At 68.3% G+C, this 15,888-nt stretch carries 14 protein-coding genes and 2 tRNA genes; 12 read left to right on the top strand and 4 right to left on the bottom strand.

Annotated features, from left to right (window positions below; genetic code table 11):
• Nucleotides 1-75 precede the first annotated feature (75 nt).
• Nucleotides 76-2,622, bottom strand: coding sequence for an aminopeptidase N (pepN, locus tag C3481_RS01725; protein ID WP_103840553.1), 2,547 nt, complete (start codon nt 2,620-2,622; stop codon nt 76-78).
• A 112-nt stretch (nt 2,623-2,734) separates the two neighbouring features.
• On the opposite strand from pepN, the gene C3481_RS01720 reads away from it, so the two are divergent.
• The 4 genes from C3481_RS01720 to C3481_RS01705 are packed head-to-tail and all read left to right on the top strand — an operon-like array spanning nt 2,735 to nt 6,447.
• Nucleotides 2,735-3,280, top strand: a complete 546-nt coding sequence (locus tag C3481_RS01720) for a ribose-5-phosphate isomerase (protein ID WP_023950846.1) — start codon at nt 2,735-2,737, stop codon at nt 3,278-3,280.
• Nucleotides 3,280-4,290 (top strand): Fpg/Nei family DNA glycosylase, encoded by a 1,011-nt coding sequence (locus tag C3481_RS01715; protein WP_103840551.1) that lies wholly within the window; start codon nt 3,280-3,282, stop codon nt 4,288-4,290. Before C3481_RS01720 ends, C3481_RS01715 begins: the two co-directional genes overlap by 1 nt.
• Before the next feature lie 4 nt (nt 4,291-4,294).
• Nucleotides 4,295-4,948, top strand: coding sequence for an FMN-binding negative transcriptional regulator (locus tag C3481_RS01710; RefSeq protein ID WP_103840549.1), 654 nt, complete (start codon nt 4,295-4,297; stop codon nt 4,946-4,948).
• Nucleotides 4,942-6,447 carry an amidohydrolase gene (locus tag C3481_RS01705; protein WP_103841962.1) on the top strand — a complete coding sequence of 502 codons (1,506 nt, stop codon included), beginning with the start codon at nt 4,942-4,944 and terminating at the stop codon, nt 6,445-6,447. The genes C3481_RS01710 and C3481_RS01705 overlap by 7 nt, the downstream gene beginning before the upstream one ends.
• 109 nt (nt 6,448-6,556) lie before the next feature.
• Here C3481_RS01705 and C3481_RS01700 read toward each other — a convergent pair whose 3' ends face one another.
• On the bottom strand, nt 6,557-7,042 hold the full coding sequence (locus C3481_RS01700; protein WP_023950842.1) for a DNA starvation/stationary phase protection protein: 486 nt from the start codon (nt 7,040-7,042) through the stop codon (nt 6,557-6,559).
• Nucleotides 7,043-7,151: 109 nt separating this feature from the next.
• On the opposite strand from C3481_RS01700, the gene C3481_RS01695 reads away from it, so the two are divergent.
• On the top strand, nt 7,152-7,688 hold the full coding sequence (locus C3481_RS01695; RefSeq protein WP_103840547.1) for a gamma carbonic anhydrase family protein: 537 nt from the start codon (nt 7,152-7,154) through the stop codon (nt 7,686-7,688).
• A gap of 38 nt (nt 7,689-7,726) precedes the next feature.
• On the opposite strand, the gene C3481_RS01690 is transcribed toward C3481_RS01695, so the two are convergent.
• Nucleotides 7,727-7,797 (bottom strand) — tRNA-Gly (locus C3481_RS01690).
• 132 nt (nt 7,798-7,929) lie between these two features.
• Between C3481_RS01690 and C3481_RS01685 the strand changes: the two genes are divergently transcribed.
• From C3481_RS01685 to C3481_RS01660, 6 genes are all read left to right on the top strand, one after another.
• Nucleotides 7,930-8,003 (top strand) — tRNA-Pro (locus C3481_RS01685).
• A 71-nt stretch (nt 8,004-8,074) separates the two neighbouring features.
• Nucleotides 8,075-9,604 (top strand): trigger factor, encoded by a 1,530-nt coding sequence (gene tig, locus C3481_RS01680; protein WP_103840545.1) that lies wholly within the window; start codon nt 8,075-8,077, stop codon nt 9,602-9,604.
• Nucleotides 9,605-9,798: 194 nt separating this feature from the next.
• Nucleotides 9,799-10,383, top strand: coding sequence for an ATP-dependent Clp protease proteolytic subunit (locus C3481_RS01675; protein WP_023950833.1), 585 nt, complete (start codon nt 9,799-9,801; stop codon nt 10,381-10,383).
• A gap of 23 nt (nt 10,384-10,406) precedes the next feature.
• The gene (locus tag C3481_RS01670; protein ID WP_103840543.1) at nt 10,407-11,072 is read left to right on the top strand and encodes an ATP-dependent Clp protease proteolytic subunit; all 666 of its coding nucleotides are present in this window, start codon (nt 10,407-10,409) and stop codon (nt 11,070-11,072) included.
• A gap of 171 nt (nt 11,073-11,243) precedes the next feature.
• Nucleotides 11,244-12,512 carry an ATP-dependent Clp protease ATP-binding subunit ClpX gene (clpX, locus tag C3481_RS01665; RefSeq protein ID WP_103840541.1) on the top strand — a complete coding sequence of 423 codons (1,269 nt, stop codon included), beginning with the start codon at nt 11,244-11,246 and terminating at the stop codon, nt 12,510-12,512.
• A gap of 61 nt (nt 12,513-12,573) precedes the next feature.
• Entirely contained in the window at nt 12,574-13,158 is a 585-nt protein-coding gene (locus C3481_RS01660) for a dihydrofolate reductase family protein (protein ID WP_103840537.1), read from the top strand.
• Here C3481_RS01660 and C3481_RS01655 read toward each other — a convergent pair.
• On the bottom strand, nt 13,155-15,194 hold the full coding sequence (locus tag C3481_RS01655; protein ID WP_103840536.1) for a M3 family metallopeptidase: 2,040 nt from the start codon (nt 15,192-15,194) through the stop codon (nt 13,155-13,157). The genes C3481_RS01660 and C3481_RS01655 overlap by 4 nt on opposite strands.
• A 68-nt stretch (nt 15,195-15,262) precedes the next feature.
• On the opposite strand from C3481_RS01655, the gene C3481_RS01650 reads away from it, so the two are divergent.
• On the top strand, nt 15,263-15,886 hold the full coding sequence (locus tag C3481_RS01650; RefSeq protein WP_071919371.1) for a helix-turn-helix domain-containing protein: 624 nt from the start codon (nt 15,263-15,265) through the stop codon (nt 15,884-15,886).
• The last annotated feature ends 2 nt before the right edge of the window (nt 15,887-15,888 follow it).

Genomic DNA, 15,888 nt, shown 5'->3' with positions numbered 1-15,888 from the left:
TCGTCCGCCGGGAGTGCCGAGAACGACGATGGGCGTCGTACCGGAGTACGACGCCCATCAGCATTGCGAATGACGTCAGTCCTGAGCGTCGCGCTCCTGCACGGCGAGCGCCCGTTCGACACCGGCGAGGTTCTCGGCGACGAGACGGCGCAGGGCCGCAGGCGCCTCGGCGTTCTGCGAGAGCCACGCACGGGTCGCGTCGCGCAGGTCGGTGTTGGCGAGGGCCGCCGGGTACAGGCCGACGATGAGGTACTGCGCGATCTGGTAGGTGCGCGACTCCCACACCGGGAGCAGCATCCGGAAGTACTCGTCGACGAAGTCCCCGAGGTGTGCCGCGCCCGCCGGGTGGGTGAAGCCGGCGGCCGCCGAGCGCACGACGGTGTTGGGTAGATCGTCGTTCTCGATGAGGGAGGCCCACGCGGCCTTCTTCGCTTCGGCCGTGGGGAGCGCGGCCCGGGCCTGCGCGGCGAACTCCCCGCCCTTCGCGGTGTTGTCGGCCGCCAGCGCGGCGTCGATGTCCGCCGCCGAGACGGCGCCCGACGCGGCGAGCGAGACCAGAAGCGCCCAGGACAGGTCGGCGTCGATCTCCAGCCCCGGCAGGACGGTGTCGCCCGAGCGCAGCGCGCGGACGACGTCCGCGTGGGCGGCGGTCGATGCGGCCGACGCGAAGGCGGTCACGAACTGCAGCTGGCTGTCGCTTCCGGCCTCGGCCCGCTGAGCCAGTTCCCACAGCCCGTCGGCGACGCGCGCACGGGCGGCATCGCGGGTGCGCGGATCGACGTACGAGTTCGCGGCGAGCTGGAGCTGTCCGAGCGTGGTGCGCACCGTGGTGGACTCGGTCTCGGTGCCGATGTTGCGAAGCACCAGGTCGATGTAATCGGTCGCCGATGCCTCGGCGTCGCGGGTCTGGTCCCATGCCGCACCCCAGACCAGGGACCGCGCGAGCGGGTCGCTGATCTTCGCGAGGTGCTCCACCGCGGTGCGGAGCGAGCGCTCGTCGAGGCGGATCTTCGCGTAGGCGAGGTCTTCGTCGTTCAAGAGCACGAGGTCGGGCTGCACACGCCCCTTGAGCTCGGGCACCTCGGTGAGGTCTCCGTCCACGTCGAGCTCGACGTGGTGCGTGCGCACGAGTGCGCCGTCCTTGAGCGAGTAGAACCCGACGCCGAGACGGTGCGGACGGATGGTGGGGTAGTCGGCCGGTGCTGTCTGGACGATGGCGAAGCGGGTGATGACCCCGTCGGCATCCGTTGCGATCTCCGGCTCGAGCGTGTTCACGCCCGCGGTCTCGAGCCACTTCTTCGACCAGGTCTCCAGCTCGCGGCCACTGGTGGCCTCGAGCTCGGCGAGCAGGTCCGACAGCTCGGTGTTGCCCCACGCGTGCTTCTGGAAGTACGCCGAGACACCGGCGAAGAAGGCATCGACACCGACCCACGCCGCGAGCTGCTTGAGCACCGAGCCGCCCTTGGCGTATGTGATGCCGTCGAAGTTGACCTGCACGTCCTCGAGGTCGTTGATCCGGGCCACGACGGGGTGCGTCGACGGAAGCTGGTCCTGGCGATAGGCCCAGGTCTTCTCCATCGCGTTGAACGTCGTCCAGGCCTCGGTCCACTCGGTGGCCTCGGCCGTCGCGATGGTCGACGCCCACTCGGCGAACGACTCGTTGAGCCAGAGGTCGTTCCACCACTTCATCGTGACGAGGTCGCCGAACCACATGTGCGCGAGCTCGTGGAGGATTGTCACGACACGACGCTCCTTGACGGCGTCGGTGACCTTGGAGCGGAAGACGTATGTCTCGGTGAAGGTCACCGCACCCGCGTTCTCCATGGCGCCGGCGTTGAACTCCGGCACGAAGAGCTGGTCGTACTTCGCGAAGGGATAGGGCACGCCGAACTTCTCCTCGAAGTACGCGAAGCCCTGACGCGTCTTGTCGAAGACGTAGTCGGCGTCGAGGTACTGCCACAGGCTCTTGCGCGCGTACACACCGAGCGGGATGACGCGGCCGTCCGCGCTGGTGAGCTCGGAGAAGACCTGCTCGTACGGACCGGCGACGAGTGCGGTGATGTACGAGGAGATCCGGGGAGTCGGCTCGAAGGCCCAGGTGGCCGTCCCGCCGTCGCCGGGAACCGGCTCGGGCGTGGGGGAGTTGGAGACGACCTTCCACTCGGCGGGGGCGGTGATCGTGAAGCGGAACTCCGCCTTCAGGTCGGGCTGCTCGAAGACGGCGAAGACACGACGCGAGTCCGGGACTTCGAACTGCGAGTAGAGATAGACCTCGCCGTCGACGGGGTCGACGAACCGGTGCAGGCCCTCGCCGGTGTTGGTGTAGAGGCAGTCCGCGTCGACGATGAGCTCGTTCTGCGCCGCGAGGCCGTCGAGCGCGATGCGCGAGTCGCTGAAGGCCGCGAGGTCGATCGCGCGCCCGTTCAGCGTGATCTCGCGGACGTCGCGCGCGATCAGATCGACGAAGGTCGAGGCGCCCTCGGCGGCGGCGAAGCGGATGACGGTGCGGGAGCGGAAGATCTCCGCGCCGACGGTCAGATCGAGTGCGACGTCATAGCTCTGCGTGTCGACGATCGCGCGGCGCTCCTGCGCCTCGTTGCGGGTGAGGTTCTCTCCAGGCACGTGCGTTCTGCTCCCAGGGTCGGGGTGAGGATTCGGGGCCGCGCGCTGCTGGCGCCGACGGCAACCGTGCCAGCCTACGCTTTCGGGGCTCGCACATTCATAGGATGGTGCCATGCGCATCCACATCGCGACCGACCACGCCGGTCTCGAGTTCTCCACTCAGCTCCAGCACCATCTCGCCGAGGCGGGTCACGACGTCGTCGACCATGGCCCGATCGAGTACGACCCTCTCGACGACTACCCGGCATTCTGCATTCGCGCGGCACAGGCCGTGGTGCGCGACCAGCAGGCCGGCGTCGAGGCTCTCGGCGTCGTGTTCGGCGGTTCGGGCAATGGCGAGCAGATCGCGGCGAACAAGGTGCACGGGGTCCGCGCCGCGCTCGTGTGGAACATCCCGACCGCAGAACTCGCACGAGAGCACAACGACGCGAACGTGATCGCGATCGGCGCCCGCCAGCACACGTTCGACGAGGCGGTGACCTTCATCGACCGCTTCATCGCGACTCCCTTCAGCGGCGAGGAGCGTCACGCGCGCCGGATCGGTCAGCTCGCGGCGTACGAGGCCGACGGCAGCCTGCTGCCCGACCCGCGAGCGGGTGCGGAGGGCACCACCTCGCCCCTCCCGGCCACCGACTCGTTCGATCCGGAAGCGGGCTGATGCCCGAGGGCCACTCCGTCCACCGCATCGCCCGGCAGTTCGAGCGCAACGTGGTCGGACGCGTCGTCAGTGCGTCGAGCCCGCAGGGCCGGTTCGCGGAGGGCGCGGCGGTCCTCGACGGTCGCGAGGCGATCGAGGCGCGAGCGGTCGGCAAGCAGATGTTCCTCGCCTTCGAGGACGACGTCTGGCTGCGCGTCCACCTCGGCATGTACGGCGCGTGGGACTTCGCGGGCGAGATCGTCGTCGACCCGACGATCGCGTCTGCGAACGGGCGGATGGGGCACACGAACCAGCGCGGCACCGAGGTCGCACCGATCTTCGACAGCGCGGGGGAGAACTCCCTCAGCTCGATCGGAGCGCCGAGACGAGCGCGCGGGCGGGTCCGCATGAGCGAACAGACCACGGGTCTCGGTGACGACGGCGCCGCAGCGGGTGACGAGGAGTGGCCTCCGCCTGTGGTCGGTCAGGTGCGCCTGCGCCTGCTCACCGATGCGACCTGCGCCGACCTCCGGGGGCCGACGGCCTGCCAGCTGCAGACGCCCGAGGAAGTGCAGGCGACGATCGCGAAGCTCGGGCCCGATCCCTTGGTCGACGACCTCTCCGAGGGCGAGGAGCGGTTCACCGCGACGGTCCGCCGGAAGCCGACGCCGATCGGCCTGCTTCTCATGGACCAGAGCGTGGTGAGCGGGATCGGGAACGTGTACCGCGCCGAGATGCTCTTCCGAGCCCGTGTGAATCCTCATACGCCGGGGCGCGACGTTCCGGAGGAGACCGTCCGGCAGCTGTGGCGCGACTGGGTCCGGCTGCTCGCGATCGGCGTCGAGACCGGCCAGATGATGACGATGGATGATCTGGACCCCGAGGCGTGGCGTCGCGCGATGGCCCACCGCGACGATCGGCACTGGGTCTACCACCGCGCGGGCCTGCCGTGCCGCATCTGCGGCACGGCGATCGTCCTCGAGGAGATGGCATCGCGCAAGCTGTACTGGTGCCCCAACTGCCAGAGATGAGCGCATGAGACAGAACCCGAGTTTCGCGATGACGGATGTCGCCGAGCTGCGCCGTGTGATCGATGAGAACCCTTGGGTCACGATCGTCAGCGCGGCAGCCGGCGGGCTCGTCGCCTCGCACTACGCCGTCCTCCTCGACGATGAACGCGACGACCTCACGATCGTGGGGCACGTCGGCCGCCCGGACGACGCGCTTCTCGGGCTCGGCGAGACCGAGATGCTGGTCGTGGTCCAGGGGCCGCACGGATACGTGTCGCCGCAGTGGTACGGCGACGTGCCGGCGGTCCCGACCTGGAACTTCGTATCGGTTCACCTCTCCGGCGTGCCCGAGATCCTCACAGCGGAGGAGAACCTGCGCGTGCTCGAGCGTCTCGTCGACCGATTCGAGGCCGGCGTCGGCACACCGCGCGGCATGTGGTCGGCTCCGAACGACGCCGACTTCGTCGGGCGTCTCGAGCGCGGCACGGTCGGATTCCGCCTCTCGCCGTCGCGCGTCGAGGCCAAGCGCAAGCTGAGCCAGAACCGGTCGGATGCCGTGGTCGACACCATCATCGCGCAGCTGGAGGAGGGCGTGACGCCATACGCGGACCCGCGGCTGGCCGGCGAGATGCGCCGCGCGCACGATGCGATTCGGGCTGGCCGGGAGAAGTCATCGTGAGCGCTCCCGCGCGCGGTGATGAGGTCGACGTCATCGCGGATGTCCGGCTGACAGGACCCGGCAGGACAGACCCCTTCGGCTCGGACCCGGTCGACGTGCACCTCGCGCAAGGAACCGTCGTCGACATCGCGCCCGCCGGTGCTCTGCCGAGGCGCGGTGTGGTGCTCGACGCGTCCGGCGGATGGCTGCTTCCCGGGCTCTGGGACCACCATGTCCACACCGTTCAGTGGGCGCTGGCGGCCCGGCGCGTCGATCTCGAGGGCATCTCGAGCGCTGCCGAGGCGGCCGCCGTGATGGGACGTACGGGCCCGGACCACGATGGTCGGCGGATCGGCTCGGGTTTCCGCGACGCACTCTGGCCGGATCGGCCCTCCCTCGAGATGCTCGACGCGGTGACCGGTGACGCGCCGACGTATCTGATCAACTCCGATGTGCACAGCGTGTGGCTCAACAGCGCGGCGCTCCGACGCGAGGGGATGTCGGCACCCGACGGTGTGCTGCGCGAGGAACCCGCGTTCGAGATCTCACGCCGGTTGAACGCCCTCGACCCGTCTCTTGCCGACGCGGCGGTGATGGAAGCGATGTCCGCCGCGGCCGCCCGCGGCGTGGTCGGCATCGTCGACCTCGACATGGCGTGGAACGCCGAGGCCTGGGCTCGTCGCCTCGCACGCGGATTCGACGCCGTGCGCGTGTCGTTCGGCGTCTACGCCAGCATGCTCGAGAGGGCGATCTCCGCCGGCCTGGAGACCGGCGACACGATCGACCCGGCCGGGCTCGTACGGATGGGGCCGTTCAAGGTCATCACCGACGGTTCGCTGGGCACGCGGACCGCGGCGTGCTCCCATCACTACCCAGGAGCCGAGACCGACTTCGGGGTCATGACGGTGCCTCCGGACGAGCTCGTCGCGCTGATGCGGCGGGCGACCGGCGCCGGCATCTCCTGCGCGGTGCACGCGATCGGCGACGTCGCGAACTCCCACGCCCTCGACGCCTTCGCCACGACGGGCGCCACCGGCACGATCGAGCACGCTCAGCTGGTCGCCCACGCCGATATGCCTCGTTTCGCGCGTCTCGGTGTCGGAGCCAGCATCCAGCCCTCGCACGCTGTGGACGACCGCGAGATGGCCGAGGAATTCTGGGCCGGGCAGACCGCGGTCGGCTACCCGATGCGCGAGCTCGTCGATGCGGGCGCGAATCTGCTGCTGGGCTCGGACGCGCCGGTCGCTCACCTCGACCCGTGGACCACGATGTCCGACGCGGTGTTCCGCACGCGAGACGAACGCGAGCCGTGGCGACCCCACCAGCGGATCTCCGCCGCGGTTGCTCTCGCGGCTTCCACCGCGGGCGGCTCCGAGACCGGCTCTGCGATCGAGCCCGGTGCCGTCGCCGATCTCGTCGTCGTCGACCGCGACCCGCTCGCCGCTTCCACCCCGGCCGCCTTGCGGGCGACCGCCGTGGAAGCGACTCTGCTCGCCGGTCGCGTGACGCACATCGGCTGACGCCGGCTCGACCGGATCTGCCGCGAGAACGACGAAACGGCGCGGCGATCGGTGGGGCGCGCTGTGCTGCCCGGGTCCGATCGACGCGCCGTTCCGTCGGCGCCGGGAATTACTCGGCGAGGTGCGCGAGCAGGAACCAGCGGTCCTTGTCGACGCCGCGCTTGATCTCGATCGCGACATCCTGGCTCGACAGGTCGACCTCGTCGAGGCCGTCGATCGCGGCCTGCAGGTCGACGAGAGCTGCGTCGATGTCGGACACGATGGCCTTGATCTCGTCCTGCCACTGCGCGAAACCGGCGGGGACGGCGGTGCTGGTCTTGTCGGCCATGGTCGAGACTCGGGAGTCGATCGGCAGGCCCAGGGCGACGATGCGCTCGGCGGCGGTGTCGGCGTAGTCCTGCGCGTGGGCGACGACCGAGTCGAGCAGCTCGTGGATCGCGATGAAGTTCGAGCCGCGGACGTTCCAGTGCGCCTGCTTGCCGTTGACGACCAGCGCCTGCATCTTGTGCACGACCGGGGTGAGGAACTGCGCGGCAGCGGCGGCGACCTCGGGGTCGGCGGTGAGGGCGGGGGTGGTGATGTTCGTGTCGGTCATGTCTGCGCTCCTTCTGGCAGGTCGTGGCCTGCATCTGTCCAAACGCTACTCACGCCGGAACATTCCGCAAGCAAGAGAAGGCTGGGCTCACCAGGGGTAACGTGAGGCCATGGTCGTCTCACCGAGCGCAACGATCCTGCCGCTGGGCGAGTCCCGGCCTCGTCTGCATCCGACGGTCTTCGTCGCGGACGGAGCTCGGCTGGTGGGCGATGTGACCGTCGGCGAGCTGTCGAGCATCTGGTACAACGCCGTCGTCCGCGGTGATCGCTCACGCATCGCGATCGGTGACCGCAGCAATGTTCAGGACGGCGTCGTGATCCATGTCGATGCGCGATCGCCCGCCCGGATCGGTGATGACGTCTCCATCGGTCACAACGCAGTCGTCCACGGATGCACGGTGGACGACGGCTGCCTCATCGGTATGAACAGCACAGTGCTGAGCGGAGCCGTGATCGGGGCCGGGTCCCTCGTCGCCGGGGGAGCCGTCGTCCTCGAGGGGACGGTCGTCCCGCCAGGGTCTCTCGTGGCCGGCGTGCCCGCGAAGGTGCGCCGTGCTCTGACGGAGGACGAGCGGGACGGGCTCCGACGGAACGCTGCGACCTACCTGGAGCTGGCCGCCGAGCACGGGGCCGCCAGGGCCGAATGAAGAAACTCCTCCTCGCCTGAGACGAGGAGGAGTATGGGAGGGGCTGACGAGAATCGAACTCGCATCATCTGTTTGGAAGACAGAGGCTTTACCACTAAGCTACAGCCCCGCATCCGACCTGGATCGGATGTGGATCGCCGTTGCGCTGGACGGTGTCCAGCGCTGGCAACTCGAACAGTCTAGCGGACTCCGTCGGCTAGACTGACCACGGCCGTTTTCCGACGCACGTGTGCTGCGCGCCCGGGGCGTAGCTCAGCTTGGTAGAGCGCCCGCTTTGGGAGCGGGAGGCCGCAGGTTCAAATCCTGTCGCCCCGACAACGGCCCCACGAACCCAGACCACCGAACGGACGCGCGTGTGCGCGGCCGGATAAAGGAGAACGACAGGCATGGTCACCAGCACCGTCGAGACGCTCAGCCCCACGCGGGTGAAGCTCCACATCACGGTCAGCCCGGACGAGCTGAAGCCGAGCATCACCCACGCGTACGAGCACATCGCTCAGGACGTGCAGATCCCCGGCTTCCGCAAGGGCAAGGTGCCCGCTCCCATCATCGACCAGCGTGTCGGCCGCGGTGCGGTCATCGAGCACGCGGTCAGCGAGGGCCTCGACGGCTTCTACCGCGAAGCCGTCACCGCGAACGAGCTGCGCGTCCTCGGGCGCCCGTCGGCCGAGGTCGTCGACTGGCCCAGCGACAAGGACTTCTCCGGCGACCTGAAGGTCGAGGTCGAGGTCGACGTCCGTCCCGAGTTCGAGCTTCCCGCCTACGAGGACATCACGATCGAGGTCGAGCCCGTCGCCACCGACGACGCCGCGATCGACGAAGAGCTCGACCGCCTGCGCGGTCGTTTCGGCACGCTCGTCACCGTCGACCGTCCCGCTGCGAAGGGCGATTTCGTCGAGCTCGACCTCGTCGCGACGATCGACGGCAACGAGATCGACCGCGCCGAGGGCGTGTCGTACGAGGTCGGCTCGGGCGAGCTGCTCGAGGGCATCGATGAGGCCATCGAGTCGCTCACCGCCGGCGAGGACACCACCTTCCGCTCGAAGCTGGTCGGCGGCGATCACGCCGGCGAAGAGGCCGAGGTCGCCGTCACGGTCAAGGCCGTCAAGGAGCGCGAGCTTCCCGAGGCCGACGACGACTTCGCCCAGATGGCGAGCGAGTTCGACACCATCGCCGAGCTGCGCGACAGCCTCGCCGAGCGGGTCTCTCAGCAGAGCGTCTTCACGCAGGGCGCCGCTGCTCGCGAGAAGCTCGTCGACGCCCTCCTCGAGAAGGTCGAGATCCCGGTTCCGGCCGGACTCGTCGAGGACGAGGTCCACGCACACCTCGAAGGCGAGGGCCGTCTGGAGGATGACGTGCACCGCGCCGAGGTCACCGAGGCGAGCGAGAAGCAGTTCCGCACGCAGATGGTCCTCGACAAGATCGCCGAGACCCACGAGGTGCAGGTCTCGCAGGACGAGCTGACCCAGTACCTGATCCAGGCCTCCGCGCAGTACGGCATGGCCCCGCAGGACTTCGTCAACGCCCTCCAGCAGAACGGACAGCTCCCGGTGATGGTCGGCGAGGTCGCCCGCAACAAGGCGCTCGCTATCGCCCTGGGCAAGGTCACGGTCGTCGACACCGATGGCAAGGCGGTCGACCTGACCGGCTTCATCACCGTCGAGGGCGAGGAGTCCGCCGCTGAGGAGGTCGTCGAGGAGGCGCAGGAGATCGCCGACGAGGCCGCCGAGGCCGACGCGGCCGAGGCGGAGGAGAAGCCGGCGAAGAAGGCTCCCGCGAAGAAGGCTCCCGCCAAGAAGAAGGCGGATGTGGCAGACGCGGCTCCCGCCGGCGAGGAGAAGGCTCCCGCGAAGAAGGCCCCCGCCAAGAAGGCTCCGGCCAAGAAGAAGGCCGCCGACGAGGCTGCCGCCGAGTGATCTTCTGATCTCGACGGTCGCCTGACCGGAATGAAGGGGCGGATGCTGCGGCATCCGCCCCTTCTGTTATCCGCGAGGACGCTCTGTCTCGGCGGGCGCGGTGACACGGGCTATGCCCACGGCGAACACGGCCGGACGCGCGCGGCGGCGTCGGTAGATTCGACACGTCACGAAACTTCGGATCAGGAGCACACATGGCTGACCCCCTCATCGCAACAAGCGTCTTCGACAGACTGCTCAAGGACCGCATCATCTGGCTCGGGTCGGAGGTGCGCGACGAGAACGCGAACGAGATCTGCGCGAAGATCCTCCTGCTCGCCGCCGAGGACTCCGAGAAGGACATTTACCTCTACATCAACTCGCCGGGTGGCTCGATCACCGCCGGCATGGCGATCTACGACACGATGCAGTTCGTCCCGAACGACATCGTCACCGTGGGCATCGGCATGGCGGCCTCGATGGGGCAGCTGCTGCTCACCGCCGGCACCAAGGGCAAGCGCTACATCACGCCCAACGCGCGGGTGCTTCTGCACCAGCCGCACGGTGGGTTCGGCGGCACGGCCAGCGACATCCAGACGCAGGCGCAGCTGATCCTCGACATGAAGCGCCGCCTCGCCGAGATCACCGCGGCGCAGACCGGCAAGTCGGTCGAGCAGATCAACGCGGACGGCGATCGCGACCGTTGGTTCACCGCTCAGGAGGCGCTCGAGTACGGCTTCGTGGACCACATCCGCGAGTCGGCCACGGACGTGGTCGGCGGCGGCGGTACCGAGAACTGATTGACCGAAGGAGAAAGACAACGATGAACACACCCGCCTTCGGCCTTCCCCACGGCGCAGCGATGCCCTCGAGCCGCTACATCCTGCCGCAGTTCGAGGAGCGCACAGCCTACGGCTACAAGCGTCAGGACCCGTACAACAAGCTGTTCGAGGATCGCGTGATCTTCCTCGGCGTGCAGGTCGACGACGCGTCCGCCGACGACGTGATGGCTCAGCTGCTCGTGCTCGAGTCGCAGGACCCCGACCGCGACATCATCATGTACATCAACTCGCCCGGCGGCTCGTTCACGGCCATGACGGCGATCTACGACACGATGCAGTACGTGTCGCCCCAGATCCAGACGGTCGTGCTGGGTCAGGCCGCGTCGGCTGCGTCCGTGCTTCTTGCGGCGGGCGCTCCCGGCAAGCGCCTGGCTCTTCCGAACGCCCGCATCCTGATCCACCAGCCCGCCGTGGGCGAGGCCGGTCACGGTCAGGCGTCGGACATCGAGATCCAGGCCGCCGAGATCATGCGCATGCGGACGTGGCTCGAGGAGACCATGGCGCGCCACACCAATCGCACGCAGGAGCAGGTCAACAAGGACATCGACCGCGACAAGATTCTGTCGGCGCACGAGGCGATGGAGTACGGCATCGTCGACCAGGTGCTGACGTCCCGCAAGCGCACCCCCGCCGTGATCACGTCCTGACGGGCGCGAGTGCATCGCGTATGGCCCCGGCGAGCAGCCGGGGCCATACGCGTCACTGCGGCGGTTCGACCCGAACCGTGCGCAAATCCGCGGGGATGTCTGCGGGAGAGGTTAGGCTCGGAGCACCACGCTCTCAGGTGAGCGACGGTTTCCGGCATCCAGGAGGGGTACATGGCTCGCATCGGTGAGAGTGCCGACCTGTTCAAGTGCTCGTTCTGCGGAAAGAGTCAGAAGCAGGTCCAGCAGCTGATCGCAGGACCCGGCGTCTACATCTGCGACGAGTGCGTCGAGCTGTGCAACGAGATCATCGAAGAGCGCATGGCCGAGTCCGGCGACGAGTCGGTGGCGGAGTTCGACCTTCCCAAGCCCCGAGAGATCTTCTCCTTCCTCGAGGAGTACGTCGTCGGGCAGGATCCGGCCAAGCGCGCTCTCTCGGTCGCGGTGTACAACCACTACAAGCGCGTGCGCGCCCACTCGACGCTTCAGCCTGCCGAGCAGCGCGCCGACGACGTCGAGATCGCCAAGAGCAACATCCTGCTGCTCGGGCCCACCGGCTGCGGCAAGACCTATCTCGCGCAGACGCTCGCAAAGCGACTCAACGTGCCTTTCGCCGTCGCCGACGCGACGGCGCTGACGGAAGCCGGGTACGTCGGCGAGGACGTCGAGAACATCCTCCTCAAGCTGCTGCAGGCGGCCGACTTCGACGTCAAGCGTGCTGAGACCGGCATCATCTACATCGACGAGGTCGACAAGATCGCCCGCAAGGCCGAGAACCCCTCCATCACGCGAGACGTCTCCGGTGAAGGAGTCCAGCAGGCACTGCTGAAGATCCTCGAGGGCACGGTCGCGTCGGTTCCCCCGCAGGGAGGGCGCAAGCACCCTCACCAGGAGTTCATCCAGATCGATACGACGAACGTGCTGTTCATCGTGGCCGGCGCCTTCGCAGGCCTCGAAGAGATCATCTCGTCCCGCGTCGGAAAGCACGGCGTCGGCTTCGGCGCTCCGCTGCAGGAGAAGGACAAGGAGCTCGACCTCTTCCGCGAGGTCGAACCCGAAGACCTGCACAAGTTCGGTCTCATCCCCGAGTTCATCGGCCGTCTTCCCGTCGTGACCTCGGTCTCGCCGCTCGACCAGAAGGCGCTCATCGAGATCCTCACGGGCCCGAAGAACGCGTTCGTGAAGCAATATCAGCGGATGTTCGAGCTTGACGGCGTCGAGCTGGAGTTCGAAGACGACGCACTTCGTGCGATCGCCGATCTCGCCGTCGCTCGCAAGACCGGTGCCCGCGGCCTTCGCGCGATTCTCGAGGACGTCCTCGGGCCCATCATGTTCGAGATCCCGTCCGCCGACGATGTCGATAAGGTCATCGTGACCCGTGCGGCCGTCGACGATGGCGCCGCTCCGACCCTGGTACTACGGCAGAAGCGCAAGAGCGCCTGACGCGCGGAGGCAGCGCGACGCCGTCCACCGTGATGTCGGAGGCCCGGGCTAGCCTGCCGACATGCAACGCATCATCTACGACGCGGCGACCTCGCTCGACGGCTTCATCGCCGACGCCGATGGTTCGCTCTCCTGGCTGTTCGCGGTCGACGGAGGCGACGAGCCCGATGCGAGTCTGATCCCGGCCGACGCGGGCGTTCTCGTCGAGGGGTCGACGACGTACGAATGGCTCCTCGCGGAGTCGGATCTGCTCGCGCACCCCGAGCGGTGGCAGGAGTTCCACGGTGATCGACCGACGTTCGTGTTCACCTCTCGTGATCTGCCCCGGCCGGCCGGCGCGGACGTCAGGTTCGTCTCGGGGCCCGTGCCGGCCGTCCTCCCTCGCATCCGGCAGGCAGCCGGTGATCGCGACGTCTGGGTCGTGGGCGGCGGAGATCTGGCCGGGCAATTTCTCGACGCCGACGCGCTCGATCAGATCGCGGTATCGGTCGCGCCCGCGACCCTCGGCGGGGGAGCGCCCGTGCTCCCGCGCCGCATCGAGTCCGACCGGCTCTCACTGCGTTCCGCGGAGCAGGTGGGCGCATTCGCGCGTCTGGTGTACGACATAGCGCCCGCCGACGGTGACCCTCAGGAGGGTGCGCCCTAGACGCTGAGGCCGCGGCGCACGAGGAGCGGCTCGATGCGGGCATCGCGACCACGGAAGTCACGGTATGCCTCCAGGGGGTCCTTCGACCCGCCGACCCCCAGCAGGCGGTGACGGAACCGGTCGCCGTTCGTGCGGGTCAGGCCGCCGTTCTCCGCGAACCACTCAACGGTGTCGGCGTCGAGGACCTCGCTCCAGATGTAGGAGTAGTACCCGGCACTATACCCGCCCGAGAAGATGTGCGCGAAGTACGCCGAGGAGTAGCGCGGCGGCACCGCGGGGTCGTCGAGGCCGATGTCCGCGAGCGCTGCGGCTTCGAAGGCGGCCACGTCGGTGACGGCCGCCGCTTCGTCTGCGCTGAGCGAGTGCCAGGCGAGGTCGAGCCACGCGGCGGCGAGATACTCGCTCGTCGCGAATCCCTGATTGAACGTTCCGGAGGCCTCGAGCCGGTCGACGACGTCGGATCCGATCGGCTCGCCGGTCTCGACATGGCGAGCGTAGTTCGCCAGCACCTCGGGGCGGTAGATCCACATCTCGTTGACCTGGCTCGGGAACTCGACGAAGTCTCGGAACACGTTCGTCCCGGCGAAGGTCGGATAGGTGACGGTGGCGAACAACCCGTGCAGTGCGTGCCCGAACTCGTGGAAGAGGGTCGTCACCTCATCGAGCGTGAGCAGCGTCGGTGTACCCGGCGCCGGCTGGGGGACGTTGAGGTTGTTGACGACGATCGGCGTCGTGTCGCGCAGCTCCGACTGCGAAGCGATGGAGTTCATCCAGGCGCCGCCCCGCTTAGTGTCGCGGGTGTAGAGGTCGAGGATGAAGAGCCCGAGGTGCGAGCCGTCCTCGTTCGACACCTCGAACACTCGTGCGTCCTCGTGGTATGCCGGAAGGTCCCCGCGCTCACGGAACGTGACGCCGTACAGCTGTGTCGCGGCGAAGAAGACACCGTCGCGCAGCACGCGTTCGGCCTCGAACCACGGGCGCAGGGCCGTCGTGTCGATCTCCAGCGTGGTCGCGCGCACGCGCTCGGTCGCGAACGCCCAGTCAGCGGGACCCACCTCGTCGCCCAGGACGGCCCGAAGTGCCTGCTTCTCCTGCTGCGCGTTGTGGGCCGCGGGGGCGGCGAGTCGGCGCAGCAGCGACGTCACCGCTTCCGGGTTGCCCGCCGTCTGATCGGAGGTGACGTAGGCCGCGTGAGACGGAAAGCCCAGCAGCTCGGCGCGCTCGGCACGCAGCCGGACGATCTCGAGCAGCACGGGGCGGTTGTCGTGCGGGCCGGGCCGTGAACCGCGCGCACGCGACGCCTCGAGGATCCGCCGACGCGACTGCGGGTCGGTGAGCGAAGCGAGCGACGGGTGGCCCGTGAACAGCGTGAGCGTGACCACGTAGGCGCCGTTCAGTCCACGATCGGCAGCCGCACGCGCAGCGGCGGAGATCTCGCCCTCGCTCAGACCGTCGAGCTCCTCGCGCGATGCGAAGACGACGGCGAGATCGTTCGTGTCCGTCAGGAGGTTCTTCTCGAACGTCGTGGTGAGCACGGAGAGGCGGCTGTTGAGCTCGGTCAGGCGTCGCTTCGCGTCGGCGTCGAGCCCGGCGCCGGCGTGCGTCATCTGCACGAACCGCCGCTCCAGCAGATACCGCTGCTCAGCGGTGAGTCCGAGTTCCTCCCGTGCGGCATGCAGACTCTCGATCCTGGTGTAGAGGCGCTGATCGAGAAGGATCGCGTCGGAGTGCGCAGACATCATCGGCGCGAGCCTCTCATCGACTGCCTGGACTGCCGGGGTGGCGTCGGCGGAGCTGATCGTGAAGAAGGTGCGCGCGACGTCACCGAGGAGCCGTCCGCTGTTCTCCCATGCCGCAACGGTGTTCTCGAAGGTGGGCGGTTCGGGATCGGCGGTGATCGCGTCGATCTCGGCGCGTTGCTGAGCGAACGCTTTTTCAAACGCGGGCAGATAGTGATCCGGCTCGATCTCGCGGTAGTCGGGGAGGCCCCAGGGGAGGGCCGAAGCGGTCAGGAGCGGATTCGATGACGCCGGCATGTGCCCAGCCTACGCGCAACACAAAGAAGTACTTGCAAAGAACTATTTGCAAAGCTATCTTTGTGCCCATGACCGAGATCAACGACGAGGAGAAGACGCGGCGCGACGTCCGCACGCTCGACTCCGGCGCGCTGCGTGCCCTTGCGCATCCCGTCCGCGTGCGGCTGTACGACATCCTCAGTCAGCAAGGCCCTCAGACGGCGAGCTCGCTGGCGGCCATGACGGGGGAGTCGTCCGGTTCCACGAGCTACCACCTGCGCGCCCTCGCGAAGCACGACCTGATCCGTGAGATCCCGGATCGCGGCACCGCGCGCGAGCGGTGGTGGGAGCGACCCTCGGGGGGCGTCTCGTTCCCCGGACCGGACTCCTTGCGCACGCCCGCGGGGCGTGCCGCGACGCAGGTCGTGATGGGCGAGTTCCTCGACCGCCGTCACGAGCAGCTCATGCGTTTCGTCGGGACCACACTGCGCGATGAGCTCGATCCGTGGGCGGAGAACGCCCTCATCACGTCTGCCACGGTCTCGTTGACGGCCGCGCAGCTCGGCGAGGTGAACGCGAGGATCCAGCGTGTCATCGACGATGTGGTCGACGAGTACCGCGTGGACGAAGCCGCGGATGCGGCGCCCTCCGTCGACCGCCGCATCGTCTCGCTGCGCGCCGAAGCTTTTCCGATCACGACAGAGAGCGACTGATG

The sequence above is a fragment of the Microbacterium sp. Ru50 genome, from assembly GCF_002920555.1.
GTDB lineage: Bacteria > Actinomycetota > Actinomycetes > Actinomycetales > Microbacteriaceae > Microbacterium > Microbacterium arborescens.
The sequence above is the reverse complement of the archived record's forward strand: the minus strand, read 5'-3'. Positions and strand labels throughout refer to the sequence as shown.

What these genes read in the sequence shown, in the direction of transcription:
- C3481_RS01720 (WP_023950846.1), top strand. Translation starts at nt 2,735, where the DNA reads ATGCGCATCCACATCGCGACCGACCACGCCGGTCTCGAGTTCTCCACT.
- C3481_RS01715 (WP_103840551.1), top strand. Translation starts at nt 3,280, where the DNA reads ATGCCCGAGGGCCACTCCGTCCACCGCATCGCCCGGCAGTTCGAGCGC.
- C3481_RS01710 (WP_103840549.1), top strand. Translation starts at nt 4,295, where the DNA reads ATGAGACAGAACCCGAGTTTCGCGATGACGGATGTCGCCGAGCTGCGC.
- C3481_RS01700 (WP_023950842.1), bottom strand. Translation starts at nt 7,042, where the DNA reads ATGACCGACACGAACATCACCACCCCCGCCCTCACCGCCGACCCCGAG.
- C3481_RS01695 (WP_103840547.1), top strand. Translation starts at nt 7,152, where the DNA reads ATGGTCGTCTCACCGAGCGCAACGATCCTGCCGCTGGGCGAGTCCCGG.
- tig (WP_103840545.1), top strand. Translation starts at nt 8,075, where the DNA reads ATGGTCACCAGCACCGTCGAGACGCTCAGCCCCACGCGGGTGAAGCTC.
- C3481_RS01675 (WP_023950833.1), top strand. Translation starts at nt 9,799, where the DNA reads ATGGCTGACCCCCTCATCGCAACAAGCGTCTTCGACAGACTGCTCAAG.
- C3481_RS01670 (WP_103840543.1), top strand. Translation starts at nt 10,407, where the DNA reads ATGAACACACCCGCCTTCGGCCTTCCCCACGGCGCAGCGATGCCCTCG.
- clpX (WP_103840541.1), top strand. Translation starts at nt 11,244, where the DNA reads ATGGCTCGCATCGGTGAGAGTGCCGACCTGTTCAAGTGCTCGTTCTGC.
- C3481_RS01660 (WP_103840537.1), top strand. Translation starts at nt 12,574, where the DNA reads ATGCAACGCATCATCTACGACGCGGCGACCTCGCTCGACGGCTTCATC.
- C3481_RS01655 (WP_103840536.1), bottom strand. Translation starts at nt 15,194, where the DNA reads ATGCCGGCGTCATCGAATCCGCTCCTGACCGCTTCGGCCCTCCCCTGG.
- C3481_RS01650 (WP_071919371.1), top strand. Translation starts at nt 15,263, where the DNA reads ATGACCGAGATCAACGACGAGGAGAAGACGCGGCGCGACGTCCGCACG.